We start from the raw sequence: 17,164 nt of genomic DNA on the forward strand, positions 1-17,164 counted from the left end.
CCATCGCCGCCGAGATCGGCCCCCACTCCGCGCGCTCGGTCTACGGGGGCTCCCCCCCCCGGCTCCTGCTGGGCCCGCACCGCCGTTCCAACGGCGGTCCGGGCCCTGCTGCGTTCTCCCGGGTGACGCCCGTCTCAGATACTAGGAAATCCAAGTATTCGTGCAGACACGGCCGGGGCGCGGCCGTACCGTGGAAGGGCCATACGGTGTGCCGCCCCTGTAGCCAGGGTGTGCGGCCCGTGTGCGCGTGCGCCTTCACGAGCAGGCGATCCCTGCTCCCGCGCTCCCTCCCCCCTCTTCGCGCCCGCCCTCCGCGGGGCCGCTTCCAAGGAGCCCGGTATGTCGCCGACCGCCGCCGACCGTCACGCCACGTCCGCCCCCGCCACCGCCCCCGTCCGTGCCCCGCGCCGCCGCCGGGCCGCCGATCGGAACCCCTTCGCGGCGGCCGCCCTGCAGCGCTCGCTGGACCGCCGGGACAACGGCGGCGCGACCGGCCACCACTGACCGGCCCCGCCCCCGGGTGACCGCCGCCGTCCGGCGGCCGGCCCCGCCGTCGGGCCGGGTGTCGGGCCGGGTGCCGGCCGGCGTTCATCGGCCGAATGGGCCGTACGGGCGCTCGGAATGTCACCCAGTAGAGTGCAACCCCGCTCCGTCCGAGGGAAGTTGCTCGTCCCCGTCGGCGCGATCATCCTAATTTGGGGCTCTCGGAGGGGTGATCGACGTTCGCGTGGGCGGGCGTCAGCGACACGGAGTGCGGATCAGTCCCCCTGCCGGGGGAGAGGGCCCAGTGCGTCAGCCACCCGTCCGCCGACCCGCCGCCCGGATCGGCCTCACCCTGGCCCTGCTGGCCGGAAGCGCCGTCCTCGCCGCCACCCCGGCGGCCGGCGGCCCACCGACCGCGGGACCACCAACGGCCGGACCGCCAGGGGCGGGCCGAACGGCCTCCGTCCTGCTCGAACTCACCACCGAGACGACCGGCTCCGCCTGGCGGCGCGCCGCCGACGGGGCCCGGCGGGCCCGGCGCTCCCCGGAGGACGTCCGCCGGGAGGCCGCGCGGGCCGGCGCCGCCCAGCGGTCCCGGACCGGGGACGCGCTCGACCGGCTCGCCGGCGCCGTCCACCGGGCGGCACCCGCCGCGCGCGAGCTCTACCGCACCCGCACCGTGCTCACCGGCCTCGCGGTCAGCGCGCCCGCCGACCGGCTGCCCGCGCTGCGGGCACTGCCGGGCGTCCGGGCCGTCCACCCGATCGTCGCCAAGCGGCGCGACAACGCCCACTCCGTCCCGCTGACCGGCGCCCCGCAGGTCTGGGCCGGCGACCGGACGGCCGGCACCGGGCAGGGCATGCGGATCGGGATCATCGACAGCGGCATCGACTACACCCACGCCGACTTCGGCGGACCCGGCACCGAGGAGGCCTTCCGCTCGGTCGAGCGCGGCAAGCCCGCGCCGCCCGCGCTCTTCCCCAACGCCAAGGTGGTCGGCGGCAAGGACCTGGTCGGCGACGACTACGACCCCGACCCGGCCTCCCCGCACCACCAGCCGGTGCCGCACCCCGGCTCCAACCCGATCGACTGCGTGCGCAACGGGCACGGCACCCATGTGGCCGGCACCGCCGCCGGGTACGGCGTCACCGCCGACGGCCGCCCGTACACCGGTCCGTACGGGCCCGGGCTGGACCCGGCCGGCTTCCGGATCGGCCCCGGCACCGCCCCCGGCGCCCAGCTGTACGCGATCCGGGTGTTCGGCTGCGACGGCTCCACCGACCGGGTCGCCGAGGCGCTCGACCTGGCCGCCGACCCCGACGGGGACGGCGACCTGAGCGACCGGCTGGACGTCGTCAACCTCTCGCTCGGCAGCCACTTCGGCAGCACCGACGACACCGACGCCCTGGCCGTCGACCGGCTCGCCGAACTGGGCACCGTCGTGGTCGCGGCGGCGGGCAACGACGGCGACGTGTACGGCATCGGCGGCAGCCCCGGCACCGCCGCCCGGGCGATCACCGTCGCCGCCTCGGTGCACGGCCACGCCGACGTGGACGGCATCACCGTGCTCGCCCCGGCCGAGCGGGCCGGGATCGTCCCGGCGCACTGGAGTGAGCGCTACCAGGGCTGGTCCACCGGCGACGTCAGCGGCGAACTCGCCCTGCCCGCCGACCAGTCGGACGGCTGCGCCGACTTCAGCGAGGCCGACCGGCAGCGGCTGAAGGGCCGGATCGCGCTGCTCGCCTGGCGCACCCGGGAAGCCGACCGGGCCTGCAACTCCGGCCCGCGCGCCGACCACGCCGCCGACGCGGGCGCGATCGGCGCGCTGTACGCCGCCGACTCCGACCACCTGGCCGAGATCTCCGGCAACGACCGGATCCCGGCCGCGCTGCTGGCGCACGCCGACGGCGACCGGCTGCGGCAGGCCGCGGCCGCCGGGCCGGTGCGGATCCGGCTCGCGGCGCCCGGCAACACGCTGCACGGCTCGGTCGCGCAGGACCAGCCGGCCCGGGTCGACACCCTGACCGACTTCACCTCGCGCGGCATCGGCGTGCCGGGCGTGGTCAAGCCCGACCTGGCGGCCCCCGGCGAGAGCATCTGGTCCAGCCTGGTCGGCAGCGGCGCCGGCGGCCAGCGCGAGAGCGGCACCTCGATGGCCACCCCGCACGTGGCCGGACTCGCCGCGCTGGTCCGCGCCGCGCACCCGGACTGGCCGGTCGAGCAGGTCAAGGCCGCGCTGATGAACACCACCGTGGACACCTACCTCGGCGACGACCGCGGCGGGCCGGTCTACGGGCCCGAGCGCACCGGCGCCGGGCGGGTCCGGGTGGACCAAGCGGTCCGCACGCCCGCCGTCGCCTACGCGGTGGGCGAGGGCGCCGCGGAGGGCGTCGTCGGGGTCTCCTTCGGGCCGGTCGAGGTCGGCGGGCCGACGGCGGTGACCCGGGAGATCGAGGTGCGCAACACCTCGGCCGCGCCGCTGACCTACCGCACCTCCTACGCGGCCGCCACCCGACTTCCCGGCGCCTCCTACCGGGTGACGCCGCCCCGGGTGGACGTCCCGGCGGGCGGCACCGCCCGGGTGCGGGTGACGCTCGCCGTGCCGGGGGAGCTCGGGCGGGCGCCCGACCCGACCGTCGACACCGTGCAGGGCGGCCGGGCCCGCAGCTACCGGGGCGAGCTCTCCGGCCGGGTGCTGCTCACGCCCGTCGGCGACGACACGCCGCCGCAGCTGCGGATCCCGGTGCTGGCCGCCCCCCGCCCGACCGGCGACCTCACGGCGACGGCCACCGTCCGCACCGCCCGGGACGGCACCCTGGTCACCCTCGGCGGCCGCGCCGCGCCCGGCGAACAGCCCGGGCTGGTCAGCGCCCTCGCGCTCGGCGGCGAGGGGATCCGCTGGCCGGACTGCCCGCCCGGCGGCGGTGCCGCGGCGATCGCGCCGGGCGCGGGCGTCCGGCCGAAGGGCACCGGGGAGGAGCCGGACCCGGCGCAGGAGGTCTGCGTCGAGCACCCCGGCGAGCGGTCCGCCGACCTGCGCGCCGCGGGCGCCGCCGTCGACTCCGAACTGCTGTACGTGGGAGCGCAGTTGTGGGCGCCCGCGGCCACCCCGGTGGGGCTGTACGGGGTGCGGGTGGCGCTGGACACCGACGGGGACGGCAGCACCGACGTCGTCCTCAAGGCCGACCGGCTGCGCGGCAGCGACGTCCTGGTCTCCCGGGCCCTGGACGCCCGCACCGGGGCCGAACTGGACGTCCAGCCGCTCAACGCCCACTGGGGCGACACCGACACCGCCCTGCTCGACAGCGACGTCCTGGTGCTGCCCGTCCGGCTGAGCGCCCTGCCCGGCGTCGCGCCCGGGCACAGCACCGTCCGCTACGGCGTGTGGACCGGTTACGCCGGGGCCGGTACGCCGGACGTGGCCGACGCGCTCTGCGCCATCGGACTGAACGGCACCGTCCCGACCGTCCCGCTGGACGTGCTGCGGCCGGCACTCACCGTACGGGCCGGCCTCACCGGCCCGGCCGCGGTGGTGGTCCCGGCCGGCCCGGGCGCCGTCCTCGACGTGCACCGGTCGCAGGGCGGCACCTCGCGGCTCCTGCTGCTGCACCACCTCAACCCGGCCGAGCGACGGGCCCAGGTGCTCGACCTGCCCTGACCACGGGGTCGGGAGACCTGATCACGGGACCGGGGCCGGGGCGGCCCGCCGGCACTCCGGCGGGCCGCCCGGCACGTTCCGGCGGCTCGTCCGCCCTCGTCGCGCTCCGCCCGCCCCGTCGCGCTCCGCCCGCCCCCGTCACGCTCCGGCCGGCCGCGCCGCCCGGCGGCGGTCGCGGCGCGGGGGGCGGGTGGGGCGGCGCGAGAGCCGGGCGAAGACGGCGACCAGCGCGAGGACGGCGGCGGTGGCGGAGGCGACGACGAGGCCCTCGGTGAGCCCGGGCGGCCGGAAGGCGCAGGCGATCCGGGAGGCGCCGTCGCCCAGGGGGACGCCGATCATGCCGAGCACGGGCGTGGGGGCGGTGCGGCGGCCGCCGTCCACCGCACAGGTCCAGCCCTCGGTGGCCGGGACGGAGAGCAGCGCGGTGCCGGTGGAACCCGCCGGCAGGGCCGCGGTGAGGGTGTGCCCGCCGGCCTCCACCCGGGTGGCGCCGGTCGCGGTCAGCCGGGCGACCGCGGCCTCCAGGGCACCGGCCCGCAGGCAGCCGATCGGGCGGGCGGGCACCTGGCTCACCACGTCCGACCGCAGCGTCACCCGGACCACCCCGTCCGCCGGGACGGTCCCCAGCCGGTGGATCGGCACGGCGGTGGTGGGCTGCTCGCCGTCGCTGCGGAAGGCGCTGCCGAGGCCGCTGACCGTGCCCCGGTACCAGAGCCCGTGGAAGTAGGCCGTCCCGCCCGGCGTGCAGGCGGCGGTGAACACCGTGCCCTCCCCGCCGCTCGGCACCGACCAGCCGCTGGTGCCGTGCAGGGTGGGCGCCGGCCCGCCCGCCGGGACGGGCAGCGGGGCGTCGTACACCTGGCTGCCGAGCAGCGACTCCTGCCGGGCCCAGACCGAGGACCTCTCCGGCCGGGCGCCCGGGGGCAGCACGGTGACCAGCGGCGGCGTGGCGGCCGCCCGGACAGGGGTGAAGGAACGCGGCGCCGGCCCCTCGTCGAGGTGGACACGGACCCCGAACAGCGCCTGCCCGACCGGATCGGTGACGCTCTCGGTCTGCCGCCCGCCGGCCGTCCAGCCCGCGCCGAGGTCGTGCAGCAGCAGTGCCGTGACGGTCGGCAGGTAGCTGCTGAACCAGCCGCCGCCCTGGCCGTTCAGCAGCAGCGGGTCGTTCGGGGTGAAGGCGTGCGGCCCGGGGTCGCTGCGGCCGCGCGGCCAGTCGTCGGCCGCGCGCAGCGTCGCGTGCCCGGCCCGGACCGCCGCCGGGGAGACGTCGTCGGAGGGGGCCGAGCCGAGCGCCGCGTACCCCGACCAGACGGCGTTGCCCAGCACCGCGCCGCCGATCACCCAGGTGGCCAGCGCGTTCGCCCGCCGGTCGGAGTGCCGGCGGTCCAGCAGCCACAGCGCGGCCGACAGGACGGCGCCGCCGACGGCCAGCAGCACCCAGGTGGCCGGGCGCACCGTGTGCCGGCCCGCCGCCAGGCCGGCGATCAGCGCCACCACGGCGGCGCCGCACAGCACGGTGAGCCGGTCCGGACGGTGCGCCAGCGAGACCCAGCCAGCCAGCACCAGCAGCCCGCTGAGCACGAAGGCCACCCGGTACGGCCCGCCGGCCGGGATCGCCAGACCGTGCCAGACCAGCACGGTCGGGGTCCAGAGGAAGCCGGCCGCCACCAGCGCCAGCGCCGTGCACCACAGGGTGCGCTCCCGCGGCCGCACCCGCCGGTTGAACGGCAGCCCGCACACCACCAGCAGGCCGAAGACGCCGATCGCCACGTCCGGCAGCCGCTGCCCGCCGTGGGTGGCGGGCAGCAGCCGGGCGAGGTGGGCGCCGACGCCGGACGGGCCGAGCGGTTCGACCGGGGACTCCGGCTGGGCCAGGCGGGCGGCCGGCACCGCGACGAACAGCACCGGGGAGGCGAGCAGCACCCCGGCGGCGGCCATGGTGACGGCCCGGCCGGTGGCCCGGACCCGGTGGCGCAGCGGGCGCGGGGCGGCGAACAGCCGGACGGCGAACAGGAGCGCGGCCGCCAGGGTCGCCAGCGCGGCCGTGTACAGGTTGCCCGCCCAGGCGAGCGCGACGCACAGCGCCCCGGCGACCCAGTGCCGCTCGCGCAGGCACCAGTCGGCGGCCAGGCCGAGCAGGGGCAGCGAGACCAGGCCCCAGAGCCACATCGGGGCCGCCCCGCCGACGTCCAGCACCCAGGCGCAGAGCCCGTACCCGACCGCGGCGAGTGCCCGCAGCCACCGGGGCCCCGGGTGGAGGCGGCCGAGCAGCCGGGTCATCAGGGCGGTGCCGAGGCCGATGGTGGCCAGGGTGACCAGGAGGACGGCGAGCCGGCCCTGGTCGCGGGGGAGCAGCGCGGTGGGCCAGGAGAAGGGGTTCATCAGGTAGGCGAAGAAGTCCGCCAGGAACGGGGCGCCGTAGCCGCTGTTCCAGTTGACCAGCAGGTCCCCGGCGGCCTGCCCGTGCAGCAGGTCCCACAGGTGGGCGTGGTAGGGCACGGCGACCGCCTCCGCCCCGGCCGGCCACTGCCCGCTCAGCGCCGCCGCCAGCCCGTACCCGCCCGCGGCCAGCCCCGCGGCACCCCCGCAGACCAGCACCTCCCGCCGCCGCTCGCCCATCCGCACCCCGTTCCACGCGCTTCGCCGGACCCGCCCACCCTAAGCACGCCCCAGGCGCCCCCGACGTCACGCGCGCCCCCTCGAAGGGGTGATGGGACGGCACCGGCGGGATTCGGCCCGCGACCGTGTTCCCGTGGCAGCGGCCGCCGATGCGGAGATGCCGGAGCGGCTGGGGCCGCCGGCCACCGGCTGCACCGCGGACGACCCGCGGCAGTCCGCATCGTGGACGGCAGGTGTCAGTACCTGGGACGGCGGAGTAGGGTCCGAGCATGTCTCGCACCATTCGTCTCGCAGTTGTTCCCGGTGACGGCATCGGCCAGGAAGTGGTGGCCGAAGGCCTCAAGGTCCTGGGTGCCGCGCTCCCCGCCGACGTGAAGCTGGAGACCACCGAGTACGACCTCGGCGCCCGGCGCTACCACCGGACCGGGGAGACGCTGCCGGACGACGTGCTGGCGGAGCTGAAGTCGCACGACGCGATCCTGCTGGGCGCCATCGGCGACCCGAGCGTGCCGTCTGGCGTGCTGGAGCGGGGGCTGCTGCTCAAGCTGCGGTTCGCCTTCGACCACCACATCAACCTGCGTCCGGGCCGGCTCTTCCCCGGGGTGCGGTCCCCGCTGGGCGGCGAGCCGGAGATCGACTTCGTGGTCGTCCGCGAGGGCACCGAGGGCCCGTACGTCGGCAACGGCGGCACGCTGCGCGCCGGGACGCCGCAGGAGGTGGCCACCGAGGTCAGCCTGAACACGGCGTACGGCATCGAGCGCGTGGTGCGCGACGCCTACCGCCGGGCGCAGGCGCGGCCGCGCAAGAAGCTCACCCTGGTGCACAAGAACAACGTGCTGGTGCACGCCGGGCACCTGTGGACGCGGATCTTCGCCGAGGTCGGCGAGGAGTTCCCCGAGGTCACCACCGACTACCTGCACGTCGACGCGGCGACCATCTTCTTCGTCACCCAGCCGGAGCGCTTCGACGTCATCGTCACCGACAACCTGTTCGGCGACATCCTGACCGACCTGGCCGCCGCCGTCACCGGCGGGATCGGCCTGGCCGCGAGCGGCAACATCAACCCGAGCGGCGAGTTCCCGTCCATGTTCGAGCCGGTGCACGGCTCGGCGCCGGACATCGCCGGCCAGGGCAAGGCCGACCCGACCGCCACCGTGCTGTCGGTCGCGATGCTGCTGGAGCACCTCGGCTTCGCCGCCGAGGCCGCCGGGGTCGAGGCCGCGGTGGCGGCGGACCTGGCCGAGCGCTCCGGCACCCGCAGCACCTCCCAGGTCGGCGACGCGCTCGCCGCCCGAGTATCCGGCTGACGGGCCGGACCCAGGAGCGGAGTTCCGGCCGACGGGCCGGATCCGACAAGGTTTCCGGCCCGGCGGGCCGGACCGCATTACCGCAGCTCGCCGCCCTCGAAAAAAGGGCGGACAGCTGTTCGGCACGGCCCTCTGGATGCGAGTATCGACAGTGGGTCGTGCCGTTGTGCGTCCATTCCGGCGAATTTTGCCGAAACGTATCTGCGGCGGTGGCGGCCCGGACCAACCCCACGGTGAAGGAAACAGCCATGAGCACGGCCACCCAGGCGCCCATCACGTTCGACCTCAAGCCCTCCGCCCACCCGCTGTCCGCAGCGGAGCGCGAGGCCCGGCTGGTCAACCCCGGCTTCGGCCGGGTCTTCACCGACCACATGGTCACCGTCCGCTGGACCGAGGGCGTGGGCTGGCACGACGCCCAGCTGGCGCCGTACGCGCCGCTGGAGATCGACCCGGCGAACATGACCCTGCACTACGGCCAGGCGATCTTCGAGGGCCTGAAGGCCTACCGCCAGGCCGACGGCTCCATCGCTACCTTCCGCCCGGAGGCCAACGCCGCCCGCTTCCAGGCCTCGGCCCGCCGCCTGGCGATGCCGGAGCTGCCGGTGGAGACCTTCGTCGAGGCCGTCGAGCTGCTGGTCCGCCAGGAGCAGGACTGGGTGCCGAACGAGCCGGAGCAGAGCCTCTACCTGCGCCCGTTCATGTTCGCCACCGAGGTCGGCCTGGGCGTCCGCCCGGCCAACTCCTACCTCTTCATGATCATCGCCTCGCCGGCCGGCGCCTACTTCCAGGGCGGCATCAAGCCGGTCTCGGTCTGGCTGTCCAAGGAGTACGTCCGGGCCGCGCCCGGCGGGACCGGCGCCGCCAAGTGCGCCGGCAACTACGCCGCCTCGCTGGTCGCCCAGGCCCAGGCCGCCGAGAAGGGCTGCGACCAGGTGGTCTGGCTCGACGCCGCCGAGCACCGGTGGGTCGAGGAGATGGGCGGCATGAACCTGTACTTCGTCTTCGGCGAGGGCAAGGACGCCAGGATCGTCACCCCGGAGCTGTCCGGCGCCCTGCTGCCCGGCATCACCCGCGACTCGCTGCTCCAGCTGGCCGCCGACCTCGGCTACGCCGTCGAGGAGCGCCGGATCTCCACCGACGAGTGGCAGCAGGCCAACGCCGACGGCACCCTCACCGAGGTCTTCGCCTGCGGCACCGCCGCCGTCATCACCCCGGTCGGCTCGGTGAAGTCCGCCGCCGCCGACTGGACCGTCGGCGCCGGCGAGCCCGGCCCGGTCACCATGGAGCTGCGCAAGGCCCTGCTGTCGATCCAGGGCGGCCAGACCCCGGACACCCACCACTGGCTGCACAAGATCGTCTGATCGCCGCACCCCGTCCGGCACCGCCCGGCCCGGCTCGCCCTTCCGGCCTGCCCGCGCCCGCCCGCCCCACCCGCCCGGCCCGCCCGTTTCGCATCGCGAGACGAGCGGGCCGGATCCCGGGCAGCTGTGCCAGACTTCGAGCGTGTCCTCGCTTTCGCTGATGATTAGCAGCAGGCGCGCCGGTCCGCAGTGACCGCTTCCCGCACGACCCGATGCGGAGCGACCACTAGCGTCCAGACCCGCGCGCAGACCTCTCGCACCCGCGAGGGGTCTTTTTGTTTCTCCCGGACCGGCCGACGGCCCTCACAAGGGGCCCGGGGACACCGGGACCGCGCGCGGGATCATGGACAGTGGAGCCGGGACGAGAAAGTCCGGCAGAGCAGTACCTTCCTCCCCGAAACGGAGAACCAGGGGTCATGACCGAGGTCACCCGTACCGACGACAGTTTCCACGTGTTCGACACCACGCTGCGCGACGGAGCACAGCGGGAGGGCATCAACCTGACGGTGGCGGACAAGCTGGCCATCGCCCGGCACCTGGACGAGTTCGGGGTCGGCTTCATCGAGGGCGGCTGGCCCGGCGCCAACCCGCGTGACACCGAGTTCTTCGCCCGCGCCGCCACCGAACTGGAGCTGGAGCACGCCCGGCTGGTCGCCTTCGGCGCCACCCGCCGGGCCGGCGGCAGGGCGGCGGAGGACCCGCAGCTGGCCGCGCTGGTCGCCTCCGGCGCCCCGGTGATCACCCTGGTGGCCAAGGCGCACGACCGGCACGTGGAGCTCGCGCTGCGCACCACCCTGGACGAGAACCTGGAGATGGTCCGGGACAGCGTCGAGTTCCTCCGCTCCCAGGGGCGGCGGGTGTTCATCGACTGCGAGCACTTCTTCGACGGCTACCGGGCGAACCCCGAGTACGCGGTGTCGGTGGTCCGCACCGCGCACGAGGCCGGCGCGGACGTCGTGGTGCTCTGCGACACCAACGGCGGGATGCTGCCGGCCGGCGTGCGGGAGATCGTCGCCGAGGTGCTCGCCAGGACCGGTGCCCGGCTCGGCATCCACGCCCAGGACGACACCGGCTGCGCGGTGGCCAACACCCTGGCCGCGGTGGACGCCGGCGCGACCCACGTGCAGTGCACCGCCAACGGCTACGGCGAGCGGGTCGGCAACGCCAACCTGTTCCCGGTGGTCGGCGCGCTGGAGATCAAGTACGACCGCCGGGTGCTGCCCGCGGGCCGGCTGGCCGAGATGACCCGGATCTCGCACGCGATCGCCGAGCTGGTCAACCTGACCCCCTCCACCCACCAGCCGTACGTCGGCTTCTCGGCCTTCGCCCACAAGGCGGGCCTGCACGCCTCCGCGATCAAGGTCGACCCGGACCTCTACCAGCACATCGACCCCGAGCGGGTCGGCAACACCATGCGGATGCTGGTCTCCGACATGGCCGGCCGGGCCTCCGTCGAGCTCAAGGGCAAGGAACTCGGCTACGACCTCTCCAGCGACCGGGACCTGGCCGGCCGGGTGGTGGCCAGGGTGAAGGAGCAGGAGAACCTCGGCTACACCTACGAGTCCGCCGACGCCTCCTTCGAGCTGCTGCTGCGCGACGAGGTGCGCGGCGGCCGGGACCGCTTCTACACGCTGGAGTCCTGGCGGACCATCAGCGAGCAGGGCCCGAACGGCTTCACCGGCAACGAGGCCACCGTCAAGCTGTGGGCCAAGGGCGAGCGCCGGATCGCCACCGGCGAGGGCAACGGCCCGGTCAACGCGCTGGACCAGGCGCTGCGCGCGGCCCTGGAGGGCATCTACCCGCCGCTGGCCACCTTCGAGCTGGTGGACTACAAGGTCCGCATCCTGGAGGGCCAGCACGGCACCGGCTCCAAGACCCGGGTGCTGATCGAGTCCACCGACGGCGCCGTCACCTGGTCGACGGTGGGCGTGGCCGACAACGTGGTCGCCGCCTCCTGGCTGGCGCTGGAGGACGCGTACACCTACGGCCTGATCCGGGCCGGCCTGGAGCCCACCGAGTAGTCGCCCCGAACGCGCCTGTGGCCCGCGGGACCTCGCCGGAGGTCCCGCGGGCCACGGTCGTGCGCGATCACCGCAGTCGGGCCAGCAGGGCGTGTTCGACGAGGGTGATGAGGGCGCTCTTGGCGCTGTCGCGGCGGCGGGCGTCGAGGGTGATGACGGGGGTGTCGGCGCCGAGTTGGAGTGCTTCGCGGACTTCGTCGGGGGTGTGGGGCTGGTGTCCGTCGAAGCCGTTGAGGGCGACGACGAAGGGCAGTCCGCTGTTCTCGAAGTAGTCGAGGGCGGGGAAGCAGTCGGCGAGGCGGCGGGTGTCGACGAGGACGACGGCTCCGATGGCGCCTCGGACGAGGTCGTCCCACATGAACCAGAAGCGGTCCTGTCCGGGGGTGCCGAAGAGGTAGAGGATGAGGTCTTCGTCGAGGGTGATGCGGCCGAAGTCCATGGCGACGGTGGTGGTCGTCTTGCCGGAGACGTGGCTGAGGTCGTCGATGCCGGCGGAGGCCGAGGTCATGACGGCTTCGGTGCGCAGGGGGTTGATCTCGGAGACGGCGCCGACGAGCGTGGTCTTGCCGACACCGAAGCCGCCCGCGACGACGATCTTCGCGGAGGTGGTGGCGCGGGTGGGGGCGGCCGCGTTAGAGCTTGCGAAGTCCACTGAGGACCCTTTCGAGCAGCGTGACGTCGGGCTGGTTTCCGGTTTCGCCGCCGGAAGCGGGCTGGTGGATGGCGACCAGGCCGGCCTCGGCCAGGTCGGCCACGAGGATGCGGGCCACTCCCAGGGGAAGCGAGAGCAGCGCCGACACCTCGGCGACGGATTTGACCTCCGTGCACAGCGTGCAGATCCGCTGGTGCTCGGGGAGCAGGGTGGCCAGGCGCTGCGGGTCGACATCGGCGGAGACCAGGGCCTCCAGCGCGAGTTCGTAGCGCGGGCGGGTCCGGCCGCCGGTCATCGCGAACGGGCGGATCAGCGGGCCGGAGTCGGGTTCGTCCTCGAACTCCTCGTAGTGGCCGGGCTCCTGGGCGGGCCGGTAGCCGGGCGCCGGCTCGGGCGCCGGGGCCGGGTAGCCGGGTGCCGGGGCGCCGTACGAGGGCTGCCGGGCGTACTGGTCGTACTGGCCGTACTGCTCTTCGGGGCGGGGGTACGGCTGCTGGGGCTGTCCGTATTGGTGCCGGCCGTACTGCTGACCGTGGCCGACGCCGGGTGCTCCGAAGGCGTCATGGCCTGTGCCAGGGTACGGAACGCCGTACTGGCCGCTGCGGTCGTCGGGCGGTGTCACGGTTCCTCTCCTCACAGGGTGCGGCGGTGCGGTGCGAGCTTCGGCGCAGGTCCGGAGCCGGTGGTGCGAAGGCCGTACAACGTCCGAACCCGAGCCCGCCGAAGCGGGCCCGGGAAGGACGCGGAGGTGCTTCGAATACCTGGACGGTATCCGACGAACCGTCAGTGCAGGAGACTGCCCTGGAGTTCAGCGCGAAGAGCGGGGGTCAGGACGGCGCCGGCGCGGTCGACGAGCAGGGCCATCTCGTAGCCGACGAGGCCGATGTCGGAGTCCGGGGAGGCGAGGACGGCGAGCGCGGAACCGTCGCTGATGGCCATCAGGAACAGGAAGCCCCGCTCCATCTCGACCACGGTCTGGTTGACCTCGCCGCCCTCGAAGATCCGGCTGGCGCCGGAGGTGAGGGAGGTGAGGCCGGAGGCGACGGCGGCGAGCTGGTCGGCACGGTCGCGCGGGAAGCCCTCGGACATGCACAGCAGGAGGCCGTCCGCGGAGACCACCACGGTGTGGGACACCCCGGGGGTGTTGTCCACGAAATTGGTGATCAGCCAGTTCAGGTTCTGTGCGGCCTGGCTCATCTGAGTCAACTCAACGCTCCTGGTGGTTCGAGCCGCCGAAGAGATCGGTGCTCCGGTTCTGTCCGTTGCCGGACTGGTCTGCCTGATCGGGGTCGATCCGGAAGCTTCCGGTGTTACCGGCGCTGCGGCCCTGCTCCACACCGCGGCGCAGGTTGGTGAGGCGGCCACGGACCTCCTCCGGGCTGCGGGAGACCTGCGGCCCGTCCTGCGGGGTGGGCTTGGCGTTGCCGGGCACCAGGTTCTGCTTGGGCACGCGCCGCGGCAGACCGGCACCCGTGGTGCCGCTGGAGCTGGGCTCGCGCAGCTGCTCGGCCCGCTGCCAGTCGCCGTCGTTCGGCGACTGCCAGGCGGTGCTGGCGGTCGGGCCGGTCGGGCCGTATCCGCCGAGCGAGGACACGTCGTGGCCGCGCTGGGTCGGGGACGCCGAGGTGTCCTTGGCGCCGGCGAACCAGTTCGGGGCGTCGCCGGACGCGCCGGCGCCGGACGGGGCGGCGGCGGGGCCACCGCTCGCCAGCTGCTCGCCGGGGCGGCGCTGCGGCAGCCCGGACGGCAGGGTGGTGTGCGCCTCGGCGGCGGGCAGCGCGGGCGGCTCCGGGGCGTACGGGTGGCCGGCCGGGGACTCCTCGGCCGGCCGGCCGTACTGATCGGCGTACCCGTCCTGCTGGTAGCCGCCCTGGTCGTAGCCGTACCGGTCGTCGGCGTAGCCCTGCTGCTCGTATCCCTGGGGGGCGTACTGGTCGTAGCCGTCCTGGGCGTACTCGTCCTGCTGGTACTCGTCCTGCTGGTAGCCGCCCTGGTCGTAGCCGTACCGGTCGTCGGCGTGGGGCTGCTGCTCGTATCCCTGCGGGGCGTACTGGTCGTAGCCCTGCTGGTAGTCCTCCTCGACCTCGGCGTCCACCACCGGCGCCTGCGGGCCGCCCTCCAGGGCCGCGCGGCGGACCTGGTCGAGGCGCTGCGAGCGCTGGACGGACTCCAGGGCCGGGCTGAACCCGCTGGAGCCGGCGTTGCCGATGCCGGTGAGGTGGTCGTCGAAGCCGAGCTCGGCGGCGCTGCGGGCCGTGGCGTCCGGCGCCCACTGGGCGGTCGGCTCCTGCTCGGCGAAGATCCGCGAGACGGTGAACTGCTCGTCCGGCTCCGGCGCCGCACCCGACTGGGTGACGAACGGCGGGAGCATGACCAGCGAGGTGGTGCCGGCGGACTCGCCGGACGGGCGGAGCTGGACGCGGATGTCGTGCCGCTGGGAGAGCCGGCCGACCACGAACAGGCCCATGCGGCGGGAGATGGTGGCGTCCACCGTGGGCGGCTCGGCCAGCTTCTCGTTGATCTCCGCGAAGTCCTCGGCGGTGAGGCCGATGCCCTTGTCGTGGATCTCGACCAGCACCCGGCCGTCCGGCAGGCGGGTCGCGTTGACCAGGACCCGGGTCTGCGGGCTGGAGAACGAGGTGGCGTTCTCCAGCAGCTCGGCGAGCAGGTGGACGAGGTCGGTCACGGCGGCGCCGACGACGTCGACCTCCGGGATGCCGGAGAGCTCGACGCGCTCGTACTGCTCCACCTCGGAGGCGGCGGCGCGGAGCACGTCGACCAGCGGGACCGGGGTGTTCCAGCGGCGGCCGGCCTCCTCGCCCGCGAGGACGAGGAGGTTCTCACCGTTGCGGCGCATACGGGTCGCGAGGTGGTCCAGCTTGAAGAGGTTCTCCAGCTGGTCCGGGTCGGCCTCGTTGTTCTCCAGGTCGGTGATCAGCGCCAGCTGGCGCTGGATCAGGCTCTGGCTGCGGCGCGACAGGTTGGTGAAGATCGCGTTGACGTTCCCTCGCAGCAGGGCCTGCTCGGCGGCGAGCGCCACCGCCTGCTGGTGGACCTGGTCGAACGCCCGGGCGACCTCGCCGATCTCGTCCTTGCCGTGCAGCGGGATCGGGGTCACCGAGGTGTCGACCCGCTCGGGGTCGGTCTTGGAGAGCTTCTCGACCAGGTCCGGCAGACGGTGGTCGGCGATCTCCAGGGCGGCGCTGCGCAGGGTGCGCATGCCGAGGATCATCGAGCGGGCCACGTAGCCGGTGAGCAGACCGGCCAGGATGAGCGCCGCGACGACGATGATCGTGTTGAGGATGGCGTCGTAGAGCGCGTTGTCCTTCAGGGCGCGGGACTCGGTGAGGACGTCGTCCAGCAGCGCGATCTCGGTGTTCCGCAGGGCCTGGATGTGGGTGTTGGCGGCCTGGTTCCAGTTGTCCGGGGTCAGGCCGGCGTTCTTCGCCTCGGCGAACGCGGCGTCGGCGGCGGCCTTGCCCTTCTGCTGGCCGTCGGCGGCGGCCTGGCTGTACGAGGCAGCCAGGGCCAGCAGGCCCTGCATGCTGGGCGCAGAACCGTTGGGCATCTTGTACGCCGAGCGCTCCTGGGCGGTGGCCAGGGCGACCTGCGCGTCCGAGTACTTCTTGGCGTCCTCGGGGGCGCTACCGGTCTTGAACTCGTTGAGGGAGACCTGCTCCAGCTTCTCCGAGATCACGATCTGCTGGGTCGCGTCGACGTTCTCGTACCGGGTGGTGGCATTCTGCGAGATGCCGACCAGCAGGCTGAGCATCAGCGCGCGCTGGGTCGAGGCGGAGGCCTTGGCCAGCGACATCGCGTAGATCGCGCGGCCCTTGCTGGTGGCGTTGGCGGAGCCCAGACCGACCGAGTTGTCGTAGGCCAGCAGCGGGGCGAACATCACCGAGTAGGCGTTGGCGGTCGCGCTGATGAACAGCTCGGGGCTGTACGCGTTGGCCCGCAGGTGCGCCAGGTCGATGACCAGGGCCTGGAAGGCCTCGTGGCGGCGGGGGAGCTCACCGGACTTGTCCGAGGCGGCGTAGGCGGCGTTGTAGGCCTTCAGCGCGGCGTCGGTGTCGTTGCGGCGCTTGGTGACCTCGTTGTTCGGGTCCTGCTTGGTGAGCAGGGGTATGAGCGTCTTGTCGCGCTCGTTCTCCAGCGCCTCGGCGAGTTCGGTCGCCGCCTTGGCCAGCTCCGCGGTCTTCTCGGCGCGGGAGGCCTTGATGTAGCCGTCGACCGAGGTGTTCACGCGCAGACCGCCGAAGACGAGACTGATGATCACGGGGATCAGCAGGATCGCGATCAGACGGGTCGGCACGCGCCAGTTGCGCGGGCGGAGGAAGTCGTACCGGCTGGAGCCGCCGCCGTCGCCCGACGAACCGCCGCTGCGGGGCGCCGTGGGCGCGGCCTGGGGCTCGGGGGCCGGGGCGGGGCCCTGGGCGCGTTCCTCGGTGGGAGTGAACGCGGAGAATCCGGCCGGATCCCCCTGGGTACCGTTCGGCTCGCTCTGGCGGGGCTCGGAGCGCCGCTGCGGGGCGGGTTGCTGCTTACGCCTCACTCGACAACTACCTCTCGGCCGACTGCCGGCCATGGATCAATCCAGCGCTACCCCGGTGCCCTGACCTCCGCCGGACGGGCCGGAGCAGGAGACATCCAGGGGTAGCTGGAATTTCAGCACGTGCGGGGATGGGGGACAAACAGCCGAAGTCCGACGCCCACGCCGGAACAATCCGGACATTCACCGACATGGCGGAGCAAATCCGTGGTCACCTGGCGCTGAGTGACGCGGATTCGCCACACTGAGTCATTGTTGATCACAAAATGCCTACCGAACTGTTATCCGCTGCTTATACACGGGTCTTGCGCGGGGCCCCCGGAGGACACCGGCCGGTAAGCATCGCGGCCCCGACGGCCCGCTGCAGGGGACGGACCGTCGGGGCCGGGCGGTTCCCCCTCGCTCAGCGGAGCCGGGCCAGCAGGGCGTGTTCGACGAGGGTGATGAGGGCGCTCTTGGCGCTGTCGCGGCGGCGGGCGTCGAGGGTGATGACGGGGGTGTCGGCGCC

Annotated in this window: 10 protein-coding genes and 1 pseudogene; 5 read left to right on the plus strand and 6 right to left on the minus strand. The window is 74.2% G+C overall.

Going from position 1 to position 17,164, the window contains the following annotated elements; genetic code table 11:
• The first annotated feature begins 339 nt into the window (after positions 1 to 339).
• Both ACFVHV_RS35985 and ACFVHV_RS35990 read left to right on the plus strand, forming a co-directional pair.
• The gene (locus tag ACFVHV_RS35985) at positions 340 to 504 is read left to right on the plus strand and encodes a hypothetical protein (RefSeq protein ID WP_359901559.1); all 165 of its coding nucleotides are present in this window, start codon (positions 340 to 342) and stop codon (positions 502 to 504) included.
• 283 nt (positions 505 to 787) lie between these two features.
• The gene (locus ACFVHV_RS35990) at positions 788 to 4,141 is read left to right on the plus strand and encodes a S8 family serine peptidase (protein ID WP_359901562.1); all 3,354 of its coding nucleotides are present in this window, start codon (positions 788 to 790) and stop codon (positions 4,139 to 4,141) included.
• A gap of 138 nt (positions 4,142 to 4,279) precedes the next feature.
• Here ACFVHV_RS35990 and ACFVHV_RS35995 read toward each other — a convergent pair whose 3' ends face one another.
• Complete coding sequence (locus tag ACFVHV_RS35995) at positions 4,280 to 6,763, minus strand: YfhO family protein (protein ID WP_359915407.1); 2,484 nt, start codon at positions 6,761 to 6,763, stop codon at positions 4,280 to 4,282.
• Between the two features lie 269 nt (positions 6,764 to 7,032).
• Here ACFVHV_RS35995 and ACFVHV_RS36000 point away from each other — a divergent pair, with 269 nt between their 5' ends.
• The 3 genes from ACFVHV_RS36000 to cimA all read left to right on the plus strand — a co-directional run bounded on the left by ACFVHV_RS36000 (position 7,033) and on the right by cimA (position 11,452).
• Positions 7,033 to 8,070: a 3-isopropylmalate dehydrogenase gene (locus tag ACFVHV_RS36000; protein WP_359915405.1), complete on the plus strand. Its 1,038-nt coding sequence runs from the start codon at positions 7,033 to 7,035 to the stop codon at positions 8,068 to 8,070.
• A gap of 248 nt (positions 8,071 to 8,318) precedes the next feature.
• Complete coding sequence (locus ACFVHV_RS36005; RefSeq protein ID WP_359915403.1) at positions 8,319 to 9,431, plus strand: branched-chain amino acid aminotransferase; 1,113 nt, start codon at positions 8,319 to 8,321, stop codon at positions 9,429 to 9,431.
• Positions 9,432 to 9,847: 416 nt separating this feature from the next.
• Positions 9,848 to 11,452 (plus strand): citramalate synthase, encoded by a 1,605-nt coding sequence (gene cimA, locus ACFVHV_RS36010; protein WP_359915401.1) that lies wholly within the window; start codon positions 9,848 to 9,850, stop codon positions 11,450 to 11,452.
• 67 nt (positions 11,453 to 11,519) lie between these two features.
• Here the strand turns inward: cimA and ACFVHV_RS36015 are convergent, their stop codons facing one another.
• The 5 genes and pseudogenes from ACFVHV_RS36015 to ACFVHV_RS36035 form a co-directional block, all read right to left on the minus strand.
• Positions 11,520 to 12,104, minus strand: a complete 585-nt coding sequence (locus tag ACFVHV_RS36015) for an ATP/GTP-binding protein (RefSeq protein ID WP_074001502.1) — start codon at positions 12,102 to 12,104, stop codon at positions 11,520 to 11,522.
• Positions 12,085 to 12,726, minus strand: coding sequence for a DUF742 domain-containing protein (locus tag ACFVHV_RS36020; protein ID WP_359915522.1), 642 nt, complete (start codon positions 12,724 to 12,726; stop codon positions 12,085 to 12,087). The genes ACFVHV_RS36015 and ACFVHV_RS36020 overlap by 20 nt, the downstream gene beginning before the upstream one ends.
• 161 nt (positions 12,727 to 12,887) lie before the next feature.
• Positions 12,888 to 13,301 (minus strand): roadblock/LC7 domain-containing protein, encoded by a 414-nt coding sequence (locus ACFVHV_RS36025; RefSeq protein ID WP_097236138.1) that lies wholly within the window; start codon positions 13,299 to 13,301, stop codon positions 12,888 to 12,890.
• A 10-nt stretch (positions 13,302 to 13,311) separates the two neighbouring features.
• Positions 13,312 to 16,659 (minus strand): nitrate- and nitrite sensing domain-containing protein, encoded by a 3,348-nt coding sequence (locus ACFVHV_RS36030; protein ID WP_380357106.1) that lies wholly within the window; start codon positions 16,657 to 16,659, stop codon positions 13,312 to 13,314.
• A gap of 400 nt (positions 16,660 to 17,059) precedes the next feature.
• A pseudogene (locus ACFVHV_RS36035) lies at positions 17,060 to 17,164 on the minus strand (ATP-binding protein); the annotation flags it as partial.

Source organism: Kitasatospora sp. NPDC127116 (genome assembly GCF_042677365.1).
Lineage (GTDB): Bacteria > Actinomycetota > Actinomycetes > Streptomycetales > Streptomycetaceae > Kitasatospora > Kitasatospora lactacystinica.

Excerpts from the sequence above, each read along its gene's own strand:
- ACFVHV_RS36000 (WP_359915405.1), top strand. The coding sequence starts at position 7,033 with ATGTCTCGCACCATTCGTCTCGCAGTTGTTCCCGGTGACGGCATCGGC.
- cimA (WP_359915401.1), top strand. The coding sequence starts at position 9,848 with ATGACCGAGGTCACCCGTACCGACGACAGTTTCCACGTGTTCGACACC.
- ACFVHV_RS36005 (WP_359915403.1), top strand. The coding sequence starts at position 8,319 with ATGAGCACGGCCACCCAGGCGCCCATCACGTTCGACCTCAAGCCCTCC.
- ACFVHV_RS35985 (WP_359901559.1), top strand. The coding sequence starts at position 340 with ATGTCGCCGACCGCCGCCGACCGTCACGCCACGTCCGCCCCCGCCACC.
- ACFVHV_RS36025 (WP_097236138.1), bottom strand. The coding sequence starts at position 13,301 with ATGAGCCAGGCCGCACAGAACCTGAACTGGCTGATCACCAATTTCGTG.
- ACFVHV_RS35995 (WP_359915407.1), bottom strand. The coding sequence starts at position 6,763 with ATGGGCGAGCGGCGGCGGGAGGTGCTGGTCTGCGGGGGTGCCGCGGGG.